Genomic DNA, 15000 nt, shown 5'->3' with positions numbered 1-15000 from the left:
GCGTCACCGACGGCCCGTTCAACGACTTCAACGGCGTGGTCGAGGAAGTCAATTACGAGAAGAGCCGCCTGCGCGTGGCGGTGCTGATTTTCGGGCGTTCGACGCCGGTCGAGTTGGAATTCGGCCAGGTGGAGAAGGCCTAGGAGCCGTGATTGGTGATTCGTGATTCGTGATTGGCAAAGGCTCGAAGCGGTTCGCCCTTTACGAATCACCAATCACGAATCACCAATCACATCATCAACCAACGGGGAGTCCCGCAGTTCGCAGGAACGTGCAGACGCTTGAACCCGAGGAGTAAACAGCAATGGCAAAGAAAGTAGTCGGCTACATCAAGCTGCAGGTCAAGGCCGGTCAGGCCAACCCGTCGCCGCCCGTAGGCCCCGCCCTCGGTCAGCGCGGCCTGAACATCATGGAGTTCTGCAAGGCGTTCAACGCCGCCACGCAGAAGCTCGAGCCGGGTCTGCCGATTCCGGTCGTGATCACCGCGTATTCGGACCGTACCTTTACCTTCATCACGAAGACGCCGCCGGCGACGATCCTGTTGAAGAAGGCGGCTGGCATCACGTCCGGTTCCAAGCGTCCGAACACGGAGAAGGTCGGCAAGGTGACTCGCGCCCAGCTCGAGGCAATCGCCAAGCAGAAGGAGCCTGACCTGACCGCGGCCGATCTCGACGCGGCGGTTCGCACGATCGCGGGCAGCGCCCGCAGCATGGGCCTGGTGTCGGAGATCTGAACATGAGCACGAAGATCAGCAAGCGTTACAAGGCGCTCAGCGCCAAAATCGTGCCGGGCAAGGCCTATGCGATCGACGAAGCGTTGAAGATCGTCAAGGACGGCGCCAAGGCGAAGTTCCCGGAATCGGTCGACGTGGCGATCCGCCTCGGCATCGACGCGAAGAAGTCCGACCAGGGCGTACGCGGCTCGGTGATGCTGCCGCACGGCACCGGCAAGACCGTCAAGGTCGCGGTGTTCTGTCCGGCGGGCGAAAAGGCTGAAGCGGCCAAGGCCGCCGGCGCCGATGCGGTCGGCATGGAAGACCTCGCCGAGCGCATGCAGGCGGGTGACCTCGACTTCGGTCGCGTCATCGCGACGCCGGATGCGATGCGCGTGGTCGGCAAGCTCGGCCAGCTGCTCGGTCCGCGCGGCCTGATGCCGAATCCGAAGGACGGCTCGGTCGCGGCCGACGTGGTCACCGCGGTGAAGAATGCCAAGGCGGGCCAGGTCAAGTTCCGCAACGACAAGGCTGGCATCATCCACTGCTCGATCGGCAAGGCGAATTTCGAAGTCGCCGCGCTGAAGGACAACCTCAACGCGCTGCTGTCGGACCTCGTCAAGGCGAAGCCGGCTTCCGCGAAGGGCGTGTTCCTGCAGAAGGTGTCGCTGTCGAGCACGATGGGCGTCGGCGTGATCGTCGATCAGTCCACGGTCTCGGCCTGACGCAAAGCAAGCTCTTCCGTCACAGGGACGTGACGGCGCAGTAAGCCGAAGGCTTGTTGCGAAAAAAACGTGGCGCGGCTTGACTGCGACCGTTTTTCACGCAGATCGCGGCAGGATGCCCGATTCTGTTCAGTATTTTGAGGGCGCCCGCGCAAGCGGGAGCCGTCAAAGACCGCAGGCGACCGCGACTGCGCGATCGGGACGCATGGATGCGTGGTTTGCAGGGATTCTCCCGATCCTGTCGGCAAGGTCTCAAAAGTCCAGCCTGCGTAGATGGTGTCGCCTCCTGGAAATCATCTGGTTCACAGCCTCTGGGCAGACCAGTCAGACAGGCCACCACCGGGACGCGATCCGCGTCCCCGGCATCCAGGAAGGATGCCGTTCAGGACCGCAAGCGGCCTCTGGTCGCGAGCGGAGTTCATTTGGAGGAGTGCAATGGCTCTAAATCTGTCCCAGAAGAAAGAAGTTGTCGCCGAACTGGCAGAAGTTGCCGCCACGGCCCACTCCTTGGTCGCCGTCGAATACGCGGGCACCACGGTCGAGCAGATGACCGCGATGCGCAAGAAGGCCCGTGAGACCGGCGTGTTCTTGAAAGTCGTCAAGAACACCCTGGCATCGCGTGCCGTCGTCGGTACCGAGTACGAGTGCGTCCAGGATTCGTTGGTCGGTCCGCTGCTCTACGCGTTCTCGAAAGAAGAACCCGGTGCCGCCGGTCGTCTGATCAAGGAATTCGCCAAGGGCAACGACAAGCTGAAGGCGAAGGTCGTCGCCGTGGGTGGCCAGCAGTATCCGGCCAGCCATGTCGAGGTGCTGGCTTCGCTGCCGACGCTCGAACAGGCGCTGGCCATGCTGGCCCGTGTCCTCGCCGAACCGGCAACGATGTTCGCCCGCGCGGTCAAGGCTGTCGCCGACAAGCAGGCGGGTGGCGATGTCGCCGCCGCGGCGCAGGCCGAAACGGCCTGAGTGCCACCTGCAACGGCTTGCTGAACCCCTTTCCAGAAAATTTTACCGAGGTAATTAACAATGTCCCTGTCTAACGAACAGATCGTCGAAGCCGTCGCCGCGAAGAGCCTCATGGAAGTCATGGAGCTGGTCAAGGCGATCGAAGAGAAGTTTGGTGTGTCCGCTGCCGCTCCGGTGGCCGCGGCTGGCCCGGCTGCTGGCGGCGCCGCTGCTCCGGTCGAGGAGCAGACCGAATTCAACGTCATCCTCAAGGCTGCCGGCGAAAAGAAGGTCGAAGTCATCAAGGCCGTCCGCGCCATCACGGGCCTGGGCCTGAAGGAAGCGAAGGATCTCGTCGAAGCCACCGGTACGCTGAAGGAAGGCGTGTCGAAGGACGACGCGGCCAAGTTCAAGAAGGATCTCGAAGCTGCCGGCGCGACCGTCGAGGTCAAGTAAGCGACGCACGACGCGTTGCTTGCTGCTGCAGCCAAGTAAAGCCAAGCCTGGGGGCGCAAGCTCCCGGGCTTTGCCCGTTGCAGGTTTTCCCGTAGCGGGCATGGGAAATCGCAGGGGACGCCCCCATTTCGGCGCTCCTGCGATTTCCGATGTCCGTTTCAATCTTCCGGTTTTCTCCCCGGCGACGCGCCGCCGTCGCACGCTGTACGAGGTGTGCTCCTCATGACCACGACGACCTACTCCTTCACCGAAAAAAAGCGAATCCGCAAGGATTTCGGCAAGCGTCCGCCCGTGCTGGACGTCCCCTTCCTGCTGGCCATCCAGGTCGACTCGTACCGCGAGTTCCTGCAGGCCGACGTCGAGCCGAATGGCCGCGAGGACAAGGGCTTGCATGCCGCGCTGCGTTCGGTGTTCCCGATCTCGAGCTATTCCGGCAGTGCAGCGCTTGAGTATGTCAACTACCGCCTCGGCGAGCCGCCGTTCGACGAGCGTGAGTGCCGTTCGCGTGGCATGAGCTACGGCGCGCCGCTGCGCGTCACCGTGCGTCTGGTCATCTACGACAAGGAATCGTCGAACAAGGCGATCAAGTACGTGAAGGAGCAGGAGGTCTACATGGGCGAACTGCCCCTGATGACCGATACCGGCACCTTCATCGTCAACGGCACCGAGCGCGTCATCGTCTCGCAGCTGCACCGCTCGCCGGGCGTGTTCTTCGACCACGACCGCGGCAAGACGCACAGCTCGGGCAAGCTGTTGTACTCCGCGCGCGTGATCCCCTACCGCGGCTCGTGGCTGGACTTCGAGTTCGACCCGAAGGACGCGCTGTTCACCCGCATCGACCGTCGCCGCAAGCTGCCGGTGACCGTGCTGCTGCGCGCGCTCGGCTACACCAACGAGGGCATGCTCGACATCTTCTTCGAGAAGAACGTGTTCCACCTCGGCAAGAAGGACGGCGCCACGCTCGACCTCGTCGCCGAGCGCCTGCGCGGCGAGACGCTGAACTTCGATCTGCGCGTCGGCGACAGCGTGATCGTCGAAGCCGGCAAGCGCATCACCGCGCGCCACGTGCGCCAGCTCGAGAGCGCGAAGATCAAGTCGCTCGAAGTGCCGGACGAATACCTGATCGGACGCATCCTCGCGCACGACGTCGTCGACACCAAGACCGGCGAGCTGCTGGCGTCGGCGAACGACGAGATCAACGACGCGCACCTGGAGGCGTTCCGCAAATCCGGCGTCGACAAGATCGCGACGCTGTGGGTCAACGACCTCGATCGCGGCGACTACATCTCCAAGACCCTGCGCATCGATCCGTCCAAGACGCCGCTGGAGGCGCTGGTCGAGATCTACCGCATGATGCGTCCGGGCGAGCCGCCGACCAAGGACGCCGCGCAGAACCTGTTCCAGAACCTGTTCTTCTCGTCCGAACGCTACGACCTCGATCGCGTCGGCCGCATGAAGTTCAACCGCCGCGTCGGCCGCAAGGACGACAAGGGCCCGGGCATCCTGTTCGACGGCAAGTACTTCGGCGAGCGCAACGACGAGAACTCCAAGGCGCTGGTCAAGGAATTCGGCGCAGGTTCCGACATCCTCGACGTGATCAAGGTGCTGATCGAGATCCGCAACGGTCGCGGCATCGTCGATGACATCGACCACCTCGGCAACCGCCGCGTGCGGTCGGTCGGCGAAATGGCCGAGAACGTGTTCCGCATCGGCCTGGTGCGCGTCGAGCGCGCGGTCAAGGAGCGCCTGTCGCTCGCCGAAGCGGACGCCCTGACCCCGCAGGACCTGATCAACGCCAAGCCGGTTGCGGCTGCGGTCAAGGAGTTCTTCGGCTCCTCGCAGCTCAGCCAGTTCATGGACCAGAACAACCCGCTCAGCGAGGTCACGCACAAGCGTCGCGTGTCCGCGCTCGGTCCGGGCGGCCTCACGCGCGAGCGTGCCGGCTTCGAGGTGCGCGACGTGCACCCGACGCATTACGGCCGCGTCTGCACGATCGAGACACCGGAAGGCCCGAACATCGGCCTGATCAACTCGCTCGCGGTCTATGCGCGCACCAACGACTACGGCTTCCTCGAGACGCCGTACCGCAAGGTCACGCACGGCAAGATCACCAATCAGGTCGAATTCCTGTCGGCGATCGACGAGGGCGAATACGTGATCGCGCAGGCGAACTCGCCGCTCAACAAGGACGGCACGTTCTCCGAAGACTTCGTGTCCTGCCGTTTCCGCGGCGAATCGGAGCTGCGTCCGTCCAGCGAGATCAACTACATGGACGTGTCACCGATGCAGACCGTGTCGGTCGCGGCGGCGCTGGTGCCGTTTCTCGAGCATGACGACGCAAACCGCGCGCTGATGGGCGCGAACATGCAGCGCCAGGCGGTGCCGACGCTGCGTGCGCAGACGCCGCTGGTCGGAACCGGCATCGAACGTGCGGTTGCGCGCGATTCCGGCGTCACCGTGGCCGCGCGCCGCTCCGGCGTGATCGACCAGGTCGACGCGGGCCGTATCGTCGTGCGCGTGAATGAAGACCAGATCGGCGACAACGACGCCGGCGTCGACATCTACACGCTGACCAAGTACACGCGCTCGAACCAGAACACCAACCTGAACCAGCGTCCGCTGGTCAACGTCGGCGATCGCGTCGAGCAGGGCGATGTGTTGGCGGACGGTTCGTCGACCGATCTCGGCGAGCTCGCGCTCGGCCAGAACATGCTGGTCGCGTTCATGCCGTGGAACGGCTACAACTTCGAGGACTCGATCCTGCTCTCCGAGCGCGTGGTCGAGGAGGATCGCTACACGACGATCCACATCGAAGAGCTGACCTGCGTCGCGCGCGACACCAAGCTGGGTCCGGAAGAGATCTCGGCCGACATCCCGAACGTCGGCGAACAGGCGCTCGCGCGCCTGGACGAATCCGGCGTGGTCTACATCGGCGCCGAGGTGAAGGCCGGCGACATCCTGGTCGGCAAGGTCACGCCGAAGGGTGAGTCGCAGCTGACCCCGGAAGAAAAGCTCCTCCGTGCGATCTTCGGCGAGAAGGCGTCTGACGTGAAGGACAGCTCGCTGCGCGTGCCGCCCGGCATGGACGGCACTGTCATCGACGTCACCGTGTTCACCCGCGATGGCATCGAGAAGGACAAGCGTGCGCGCCAGATCGAAGAGATGGAAATCAAGCGCATCAAGAAGGACTTCGACGACCAGTTCCGCATCCTCGAAGGCGCGATCTACAACCGTCTGCGCACGGCGATCGTCGGCAAGGTCGCCAATGGCGGTCCGGGCAGCCTGAAGAAGGGCGCCGAGATCACCAATGAGTATCTCGACGGTCTCAAGAAGGACGAATGGTTCGCGATCCGCATGAAGGACGAGGACATGGCGGAATTCCTCGAGCGTGCCCAGGAGCAGGTCAAGAGCCACAAGGAAGAGTTCGAACAGCGGTTCAAGGCGAAGCAGGCCAAGATCACGGCCGGTGACGACCTCGCGCCGGGTGTGCTCAAGATGGTCAAGGTGTACCTGGCCGTGAAGCGCCGCATCCAGCCGGGCGACAAGATGGCCGGCCGCCACGGCAACAAGGGTGTCGTGTCGATGATCGTGCCGGTCGAGGACATGCCCTACGACCAGAAAGGCCGTCCGGTCGACATCGTGCTGAATCCGCTCGGCGTGCCGTCGCGAATGAACATCGGCCAGATTCTTGAAGTGCATCTGGGCTGGGCCGCGAAGGGACTCGGCGAGAAGATCCAGCACATGCTCGAGGCGCAGGCCAAGGTTGCGGAACTGCGCAAGTTCCTCGACGAGATCTACAACTCGGGTAAGGGCGATCTTGGCCACAAGGTCAACCTGAAGTCGCTGACCGACGAAGAGCTGCTGGCGCTCGCACGCAACCTGCAGGACGGCGTGCCGATGGCGACGCCGGTGTTCGACGGTGCGTTCGAGGAGGAGATCAAGGCGATGCTGAAGCTGGCCGAGCTCCCCGAGTCCGGCCAGACCACGCTGATCGACGGTCGCACCGGCGAGGCGTTCGATCGTCCGGTCACGGTCGGCTACATGCACATGCTGAAGCTGAACCACCTCGTCGACGACAAGATGCACGCACGCTCGACCGGTCCGTACTCGCTGGTCACCCAGCAGCCGCTGGGCGGCAAGGCGCAGTTCGGCGGCCAGCGCTTCGGTGAGATGGAAGTCTGGGCGCTCGAGGCCTATGGCGCGGCGTACACGCTGCAGGAAATGCTGACGGTGAAATCCGACGACGTCTCCGGCCGCAACCAGATGTACAAGAACATCGTCGACGGCGACCACGAGATGGTCGCGGGCATGCCCGAGTCGTTCAACGTGCTGGTCAAGGAAATCCGCTCGCTCGCGATCAATATGGAACTCGAAGAGACGAAGTGATGCCGGCGGCCGGTCGAGCATGTTTCGACCGGTGCGCGCAGAACCGATGACTCAGCGGATCGCGACGAATTAGGAGATTTGAAATGAAAGATTTGCTCAACCTGTTCAACCAGCAGCGCCAGTCGCTCGACTTCGACTCGATCAAGATCGCGCTCGCTTCTCCGGACCTGATCCGTTCGTGGTCGTTCGGCGAAGTGAAAAAGCCCGAGACGATCAACTACCGCACGTTCAAGCCGGAGCGCGATGGCCTGTTCTGCGCCGCGATCTTCGGACCGATCAAGGACTACGAGTGCCTGTGCGGCAAGTACAAGCGCATGAAGCACCGCGGCGTTGTCTGCGAGAAGTGCGGCACCGAGGTCACTCTGGCCAAGGTGCGCCGCGAGCGCATGGGCCACATCGAGCTGGCCAGCCCGACCGCGCACATCTGGTTCCTGAAGTCGCTGCCGTCGCGCATCGGCCTGATGCTCGACATGACCTTGCGCGACATCGAGCGCATCCTCTACTTCGAGGCCTACGTGGTCGTCGATCCGGGCCTGACCGCGCTCGAGCGCGGTCAGCTGCTCAACGAGGAGCAGTACCTGCAGTCGGTCGAGGAACACGGCGACGAGTTCGACGCGCGCATGGGCGCGGAAGCGGTCTATGAACTGCTCAAGACGATCGACCTCAGCCAGGAGCTGATCAAGCTGCGCGAGGAGATCGCCTCGACGAACTCCGAGACCAAGCTGAAGCGCCTTTCCAAGCGCATCAAGCTGGTCGAGAGCTTCATCGAATCGCAGAACCGTCCGGAATGGATGGTGCTGACCGTGCTGCCGGTGCTGCCGCCGGACCTGCGTCCGCTGGTGCCGCTGGATGGCGGTCGCTTCGCGACGTCGGACCTCAATGACCTGTATCGCCGCGTCATCAACCGCAACAATCGCCTGAAGCGCCTGCTCGAACTCAACGCACCCGACATCATCGTGCGCAACGAGAAGCGCATGCTGCAGGAAGCGGTCGATGCGCTGATGGACAACGGCCGTCGCGGCCGCGCGATCACCGGCACCAACAAGCGTCCGCTGAAGTCGCTGGCCGACATGATCAAGGGCAAGCAGGGCCGCTTCCGCCAGAACCTGCTCGGCAAGCGCGTCGACTACTCGGGCCGTTCGGTCATCGTGGTTGGTCCGACGCTGAAGCTGCACCAGTGCGGCCTGCCGAAGAAGATGGCGCTCGAGTTGTTCAAGCCGTTCATCTTCTCGAAGCTGCAGCGCCGTGGTCTTGCGACCACGATCAAGGCTGCGAAGAAGCTGGTCGAGCGCGAGAGTGCCGAGGTGTGGGACATCCTCGAAGAGGTGATCCGCGAACATCCGGTGTTGCTGAACCGCGCGCCGACCCTGCATCGTCTCGGCATCCAGGCGTTCGAGCCGGTGCTGATCGAAGGCAAGGCGATCCAGCTGCATCCGCTGGTCTGCACCGCGTTCAACGCCGACTTTGACGGCGACCAGATGGCCGTGCACGTGCCGCTGTCGCTGGAAGCGCAGTTGGAAGCGCGCGCGCTGATGATGTCGACGAACAACATCCTGTCGCCGGCGAACGGCGAGCCGATCATCGTGCCGACCCAGGACGTCGTGCTCGGTCTCTACTACATGACCCGTGCGCTCGAGAACGTGAAGGGCGAGGGCATGGCGTTCGCGAACGTCGCCGAAGTGCATCGCGCCTACGACAACCGTGCGGTCGAACTGCACGCGAAGGTCAAGGTGCGCCTGCGCCAGGTCGAGATCGACGAGCAGGGCGAGCGCAGCGAGAAGACCGCGCTGGTCGACACCACGGTCGGCCGCGCGCTGCTCGCGGAAATCATCCCGGAAGGCCTGCCGTTCGCGCTGGTCAACACCGAGCTGACCAAGAAATCGATCTCGCGCCTGATCAACCAGTGCTACCGCCGCCTTGGCCTCAAGGACACGGTCGTGTTCGCGGACAAGCTGATGTACACCGGCTTCCATTACGCGACGCGCGCGGGCATGTCGATCGGCATCGACGACATGAAGATCCCGGGCGAGAAGAAGGGCATTCTCGAAATCGCCGAGAAGGACGTCACCGAGATCCAGCAGCAGTTCCAGTCGGGCCTGGTCACCGCCGGCGAGCGCTACAACAAGGTCGTCGACATCTGGTCGCGCACCAATGAACAGGTGGCCGCGGCGATGATGAAAGGCATCGGCGCCGACAAGGTCAAGAACGCCAAGGGCGAGACGATCGAGCAGAAGTCGATGAACTCGCTGTTCATCATGGCCGACTCCGGCGCGCGTGGTTCGGCGGCGCAGATCCGTCAGCTCGCCGGCATGCGCGGCCTGATGGCGCGTCCGGACGGCTCGATCATCGAGACGCCGATCAAGGCGAACTTCCGTGAAGGCCTGAACGTGCTGCAGTACTTCAACTCGACGCACGGCGCCCGAAAGGGTCTGGCCGACACCGCGTTGAAGACCGCGAACTCGGGTTACCTGACGCGCCGTCTGGTCGACGTCGCGCAGGACGTCGTGGTCACGGAAGTCGATTGCGGCACCTCCAATGGCCTGACCATGGCGCCGATCGTCGAAGGCGGCGATGTCGTCGAGCCGTTGAAGGATCGCGTGCTCGGTCGCGCCGTTGCCGAAGACGTGTTCGCGCCCGGCAACGACGAAGATCCCATCGTCCCGCGCAACACCCTGCTCGATGAGGCGATGGTCGACAAGATCGAGGCGGCCGGCGTGCAGTCGATCCTGGTGCGTTCGCCGATCACCTGTAACGCGCGCTTCGGCGTCTGCGCGGTCTGCTACGGTCGCGACCTGGCGCGCGGTCACCTGGTCAACATCGGCGAGGCGGTCGGCGTGATCGCCGCTCAGTCGATCGGCGAGCCGGGCACGCAGCTGACGATGCGTACGTTCCACATCGGTGGTGCGGCGTCGCGAGCGGCGGCGGTCGACAACGTGCAGGTCAAGACGACCGGCAGCCTGAAGTTCACCAACCTGAAGACCGTCGCGCACAGCGCCGGCCACCTGGTCGCGGTGTCGCGTTCCGGCGAACTGTCGGTCATGGACGCGCACGGTCGTGAGCGTGAGCGTTACCGCGTTCCGTACGGCGCCGTCATCGATGCGAAGGACGGAGCCGCGGTGAAGGCTGGGCAGACGGTCGCCAAGTGGGATCCGCATACCCATCCGATCGTCTCGGAAGTCGCCGGCGTCGTGCGTTTCATCGACTTCACCGACGGCATCACCGTGCAGGAGCAGATCGACGAACTGACCGGTTTGGCAAGCTCCGTGGTGACCGATCCGAAGCGTCGTGGTACGGCGGCCAAGGATCTGCGTCCGATGGTCCGCATCGTCGACAAGAAGGGCGGTGAGCTGCGCCTGCCGGGTACCGACATTCCGGCGCAGTACTTCCTGCCGGCGGGTGCGATCGTCTCCTTGCAGAATGGCGCGGAAGTCGGCGTCGGCGACGTCGTCGCGCGTATTCCGCAGGAAACCTCCAAGACCCGCGACATCACCGGCGGTCTGCCGCGCGTCGCCGACCTCTTCGAGGCGCGCAAGCCGAAGGAACCGGCGATCCTGGCCGAGCGCTCCGGCGTTATCAGCTTCGGCAAGGACACCAAGGGCAAGCAGCGCCTGATCATCAAGGACCAGGACGGCAATGAACACGAGGAGCTGATCCCGAAGTGGCGTCACGTGATCGTGTTCGAGGGCGAGCATGTCGAGAAGGGCGAAACCGTCGTTGACGGCGAGCCGAATCCGCACGACATCCTGCGCCTGCTCGGCGTCGAGCCGCTGGCCGCCTACCTGGTCAAGGAAATCCAGGACGTCTACCGTCTGCAGGGCGTGAAGATCAACGACAAGCACATCGAGGCGATCATTCGCCAGATGCTGCGCAAGGTCGAGATCGCTGCGGCCGGCGACACGCGCTTCCTGCGTGGCGAGCATGTCGATCGCATGCGGCTGGCCGAGGAAAACGCCCGTGCAGAAGCCCGCAACGAGCGTCCCGCCGAGATGCTGCCGGTGCTGCTCGGCATCACCAAGGCGTCGCTGGCGACCGAGTCGTTCATCTCGGCGGCCTCGTTCCAGGAGACGACGCGCGTGCTGACCGAGGCGGCGGTGCGCGGCACGCGTGACACCTTGCGCGGCCTGAAGGAAAACGTTATAGTCGGGCGCTTGATTCCTGCCGGTACCGGCCTTGCCTACCACGCCCAGCGGCGCAGTCGGCAAGGTGTCCTGACCGAATCAGAGCGCGCAACGCTCGGGGCCACGAGTTCGGTGGCCGAGGCAGTGGCCGAAGACGGCGACACGCATTGATTACCAGGCTGGTTCGGGTCAACCCGATTTGATTTAGCAGTACCGACATCGAAATGAGGCGAAGGATTCGCCTCGTGTTCGAGCGCAGGATGCCAAGGCGCGGAACCGTTTGACGGTTTTTGTTGCTGCACGCTATACTCTTTAGTCTTGGCAGGCCGGATTGTTCGGCCTGCCTTTTGTTTCCCCGGATTTTCGGGGGGATTTCTTCCCAGAATTCTCGCAGGCACGGTTCAAACGCATGTCAACAGTCAACCAGCTGGTACGCAAGCCGCGCAGCCCGAAGACGTACAAGAGCGCCTCCCCGGCACTCGCGAACTGTCCGCAGCGCCGTGGCGTCTGCACGCGTGTCTACACGACCACCCCGAAGAAGCCGAACTCGGCCTTGCGCAAGGTCGCGAAGGTGCGCCTGACCAACGGTTTCGAGGTCATCAGCTACATCGGTGGCGAAGGCCACAATTTGCAGGAGCACTCGGTCGTGCTGATCCGCGGCGGTCGTGTCAAGGATCTGCCGGGCGTGCGCTACCACACGGTGCGCGGCAGCCTCGACGCCGCCGGCGTGACCAAGCGCCGCAAGAGCCGTTCCAAGTACGGCGCCAAGCGTCCGAAGGGCTGATTCGATCGCCGGCTCTTACAAGGCGTTTCCCACAGGCGCTTCGGCGCTTGAGTATCAAGCGGTCCCTGTGGCCGCATCATTGAGAAGAGTCTATGTCACGCAAAGGTAATACCCCCACACGTGAGCTGCTGCCCGATCCCAAGCACGGCAGCCAGGTCATTGCCCGCTTCATCAACATGGTGATGCAGAGCGGCAAGAAGTCGGTCGCGGAAAAGATCGTCTACGGCGCGCTGGACCATATCGGCGAGAAGCATGCCGAGCCGGTCGGCCTGGTTGAGAAGGCGCTGAACAACGTCGCTCCGGCGGTCGAGGTCAAGTCGCGTCGCGTCGGCGGCGCCACCTATCAGGTGCCGGTCGAAGTGCGTTCGTCGCGCCGTACCGCGCTGGCGATGCGCTGGCTGATCGATGCGGCGCGCAAGCGCGGCGAGAACTCGATGCCACGCAAGCTCGCGGCTGAGCTGCTCGAGGCGTCCGAGAATCGCGGCGGTGCGGTCAAGAAGCGCGAAGAGACGCACCGCATGGCGGAAGCGAACAAGGCCTTCTCGCATTACCGCTGGTAAGAATCATGAGGAGCGCGGTCAGGACGACCGCCCTTCCCCGGGCAGGATGCCCATGAAATGAATCCGCGGCCGGGACGACCGCTTTTTCCGCGGAAACGGACGCCGCAAAAGGTACCCAACCAATGGCTCGCACTACTCCCATCGAGCGCTATCGCAATTTCGGCATCATGGCCCACATCGATGCCGGAAAGACCACCACGACCGAGCGCATTCTCTTTTACACCGGTGTCAGTCACAAGATTGGCGAGGTGCATGAGGGCGCGGCGACCATGGACTGGATGGAACAGGAACAGGAACGCGGCATCACGATCACGTCGGCCGCGACGACTGCGTTCTGGACCGGCATGGACCGTTCGTTCCCGCAGTACCGCTTCAACATCATCGATACCCCGGGGCACGTCGACTTCACGATCGAAGTCGAGCGTTCGCTGCGCGTGCTCGATGGTGCCGTGTTCGTGCTGTGCTCGGTCGGTGGCGTGCAGCCGCAGTCCGAGACCGTGTGGCGTCAGGCCAACAAGTACGGCGTGCCGCGTCTTGCGTTCGTCAACAAGATGGACCGCACCGGCGCCGACTTCGACAAGGTCGTCGGCCAGCTGAAGTCCCGTCTTGGGGCCCATCCGGTGCCGATGCAGGTGCCTATCGGTGCCGAAGAGAACTTCGAAGGCGTCATCGACCTCGTCAAGATGAAGGCGATCTACTGGGATGTCGAATCCCAGGGCATGAAGTTCGAGTATCGCGACATTCCGGCGAATCTGGCCGAGAAGGCCAAGCAGGCGCGCGACTTCATGGTCGAGTCCGCGGCCGAGACGTCCGAAGAGCTGATGAACAAGTATCTCGAGGAAGGCACGCTTTCCGAGGACGATATCCATGCGGGTATCCGTACGGCGACGCTGGAAAACAAGCTGATCCCGGTGTTCTGCGGAACAGCGTTCAAGAACAAGGGCGTCCAGGCGATGCTCGACGCGGTCGTGCGCTACCTGCCGGCCCCGTCCGATCGTCCGCCGGTCAAGGGCGTCGACGAGAATGAGAAGGAAGACAGCCGCGGCGTCGGCGACGACCAGCCGTTCTCCGCGCTCGCGTTCAAGATCATGACCGACCCGTTCGTCGGTTCACTGACGTTCTTCCGTGTCTATTCGGGCACGTTGAACTCGGGCGACACCGTCTACAACCCGGTCAAGAGCAAGAAAGAGCGCGTCGGCCGCATCCTGCAAATGCATGCCGCCGAGCGCAGCGAGATCAAGGAAGTCCGGGCCGGTGACATCGCCGCTGCGGTCGGTCTCAAGGATGTCACCACCGGTGACACGCTGTGCGCGACGAACAATGTGATCACGCTGGAGCGCATGACGTTCCCGGAACCGGTCATCGCGATGGCGGTCGAGCCGAAGACCAAGTCGGACCAGGAAAAGATGGGTATCGCCCTGTCGCGTCTCGCGCAGGAAGACCCGTCGTTCCGCGTGCGTTCCGATGAAGAGTCCGGCCAGACGATCATCGCCGGCATGGGCGAGTTGCACCTCGAGATCATCGTTGATCGCATGAAGCGCGAGTTCAACGTCGAGGCGAACGTCGGCAAGCCGCAGGTCGCCTACCGCGAAACCATCCGCAAGCCGGTCAAGCAGGAAGGCAAGTTCGTGCGCCAGTCCGGCGGCAAGGGCCAGTACGGCCATGTCGTGCTCGAAATCACGCCGCAGGAACGCGGTGCGGGTTATGTGTTCGAGAACGCGACGGTTGGCGGCACGGTGCCGAAGGAATACGTGCCGGCGGTCGACAAGGGCATCCGCGAGGCGATGACCAGCGGTCCGATGGCCGGCTATCCGGTCGTGGACATCAAGATCAAGCTGGTCGACGGTTCGTACCACGAAGTCGACTCCAACGAAATGGCGTTCAAGATCGCCGGCTCGATGGGCTTCAAGGAAGGCTTCAACAAGGCCAATCCGGTCCTGCTCGAGCCGATCATGAAGGTCGAGGTCGTGACGCCCGAGGACTATATGGGCGACGTGATGGGCGATATGAGTCGCCGTCGCGGCGTGCTGCAGGGTTCGGACGATTCGCCGTCAGGCAAGGTCATCAACGCGATGGTGCCGCTCGGCGAGATGTTCGGTTACGCGACCAGCCTGCGCTCGATGTCGCAGGGTCGCGCGACCTTCACGATGGAATTCGATCACTACGCCGAAGCGCCGAACAACATCGCTGAAGCGGTCATCAAAAAGTCCTGATCCACTCCACCATTCGATGAAATCTGTTTTGAGGTTCTGAGTCATGTCCAAGGAAAAATTCGAGCGCAAGAAGCCGCACGTGAACGTGGGCACGATTGGCCACG

General features: G+C 63.4%; 10 protein-coding genes (1 of these 10 only partly in view). All 10 read left to right on the top strand.

The genetic code is table 11. From position 1 onward, the window contains the following. Positions 1–143: the end of a transcription termination/antitermination protein NusG gene (gene nusG / locus ABD002_RS18890; RefSeq protein WP_343794039.1), read on the top strand. It extends 418 nt beyond the left edge of the window; only the last 143 of its 561 coding nucleotides appear in the window; its start codon lies off the left edge, out of view; its stop codon occupies positions 141–143. Positions 144–304: 161 nt separating this feature from the next. Further along, entirely contained in the window at positions 305–733 is a 429-nt protein-coding gene (gene rplK / locus ABD002_RS18885) for a 50S ribosomal protein L11 (RefSeq protein WP_343794037.1), read from the top strand. 2 nt (positions 734–735) lie between these two features. Continuing rightward, positions 736–1437, top strand: a complete 702-nt coding sequence (rplA, locus tag ABD002_RS18880) for a 50S ribosomal protein L1 (protein ID WP_343794035.1) — start codon at positions 736–738, stop codon at positions 1435–1437. Positions 1438–1872: 435 nt separating this feature from the next. Continuing rightward, entirely contained in the window at positions 1873–2400 is a 528-nt protein-coding gene (gene rplJ / locus ABD002_RS18875; protein ID WP_343794044.1) for a 50S ribosomal protein L10, read from the top strand. A 60-nt stretch (positions 2401–2460) separates the two neighbouring features. After that, complete coding sequence (gene rplL / locus ABD002_RS18870; RefSeq protein ID WP_343794033.1) at positions 2461–2835, top strand: 50S ribosomal protein L7/L12; 375 nt, start codon at positions 2461–2463, stop codon at positions 2833–2835. Between the two features lie 222 nt (positions 2836–3057). Continuing rightward, the gene (gene rpoB / locus ABD002_RS18865; RefSeq protein WP_343794031.1) at positions 3058–7221 is read left to right on the top strand and encodes a DNA-directed RNA polymerase subunit beta; all 4164 of its coding nucleotides are present in this window, start codon (positions 3058–3060) and stop codon (positions 7219–7221) included. An 83-nt stretch (positions 7222–7304) separates the two neighbouring features. Next, on the top strand, positions 7305–11510 hold the full coding sequence (rpoC, locus tag ABD002_RS18860) for a DNA-directed RNA polymerase subunit beta' (protein WP_343794029.1): 4206 nt from the start codon (positions 7305–7307) through the stop codon (positions 11508–11510). A gap of 238 nt (positions 11511–11748) precedes the next feature. Further along, a complete protein-coding gene (rpsL, locus tag ABD002_RS18855) occupies positions 11749–12123 on the top strand; it encodes a 30S ribosomal protein S12 (protein WP_131994993.1) in 375 nt (124 codons plus the stop codon). 92 nt (positions 12124–12215) lie between these two features. Next, positions 12216–12683, top strand: coding sequence for a 30S ribosomal protein S7 (rpsG, locus tag ABD002_RS18850; RefSeq protein WP_343794027.1), 468 nt, complete (start codon positions 12216–12218; stop codon positions 12681–12683). Between the two features lie 122 nt (positions 12684–12805). Further along, on the top strand, positions 12806–14896 hold the full coding sequence (gene fusA, locus ABD002_RS18845; RefSeq protein WP_343794024.1) for an elongation factor G: 2091 nt from the start codon (positions 12806–12808) through the stop codon (positions 14894–14896). Positions 14897–15000: the final 104 nt, after the last annotated feature.

The sequence above is a fragment of the Dokdonella soli genome (assembly GCF_039523175.1).
GTDB lineage: Bacteria > Pseudomonadota > Gammaproteobacteria > Xanthomonadales > Rhodanobacteraceae > Dokdonella_A > Dokdonella_A soli.
Note: the sequence above shows the minus strand (reverse complement) of the source record. Positions and strands in the feature narration are given on the sequence as shown.

Coding starts and splice junctions, on each gene's coding strand:
- rpsG (WP_343794027.1), top strand. CDS start 12,216: ATGTCACGCAAAGGTAATACCCCCACACGTGAGCTGCTGCCCGATCCC.
- rplJ (WP_343794044.1), top strand. CDS start 1,873: ATGGCTCTAAATCTGTCCCAGAAGAAAGAAGTTGTCGCCGAACTGGCA.
- rplA (WP_343794035.1), top strand. CDS start 736: ATGAGCACGAAGATCAGCAAGCGTTACAAGGCGCTCAGCGCCAAAATC.
- rpsL (WP_131994993.1), top strand. CDS start 11,749: ATGTCAACAGTCAACCAGCTGGTACGCAAGCCGCGCAGCCCGAAGACG.
- rplK (WP_343794037.1), top strand. CDS start 305: ATGGCAAAGAAAGTAGTCGGCTACATCAAGCTGCAGGTCAAGGCCGGT.
- rpoB (WP_343794031.1), top strand. CDS start 3,058: ATGACCACGACGACCTACTCCTTCACCGAAAAAAAGCGAATCCGCAAG.
- fusA (WP_343794024.1), top strand. CDS start 12,806: ATGGCTCGCACTACTCCCATCGAGCGCTATCGCAATTTCGGCATCATG.
- rpoC (WP_343794029.1), top strand. CDS start 7,305: ATGAAAGATTTGCTCAACCTGTTCAACCAGCAGCGCCAGTCGCTCGAC.
- rplL (WP_343794033.1), top strand. CDS start 2,461: ATGTCCCTGTCTAACGAACAGATCGTCGAAGCCGTCGCCGCGAAGAGC.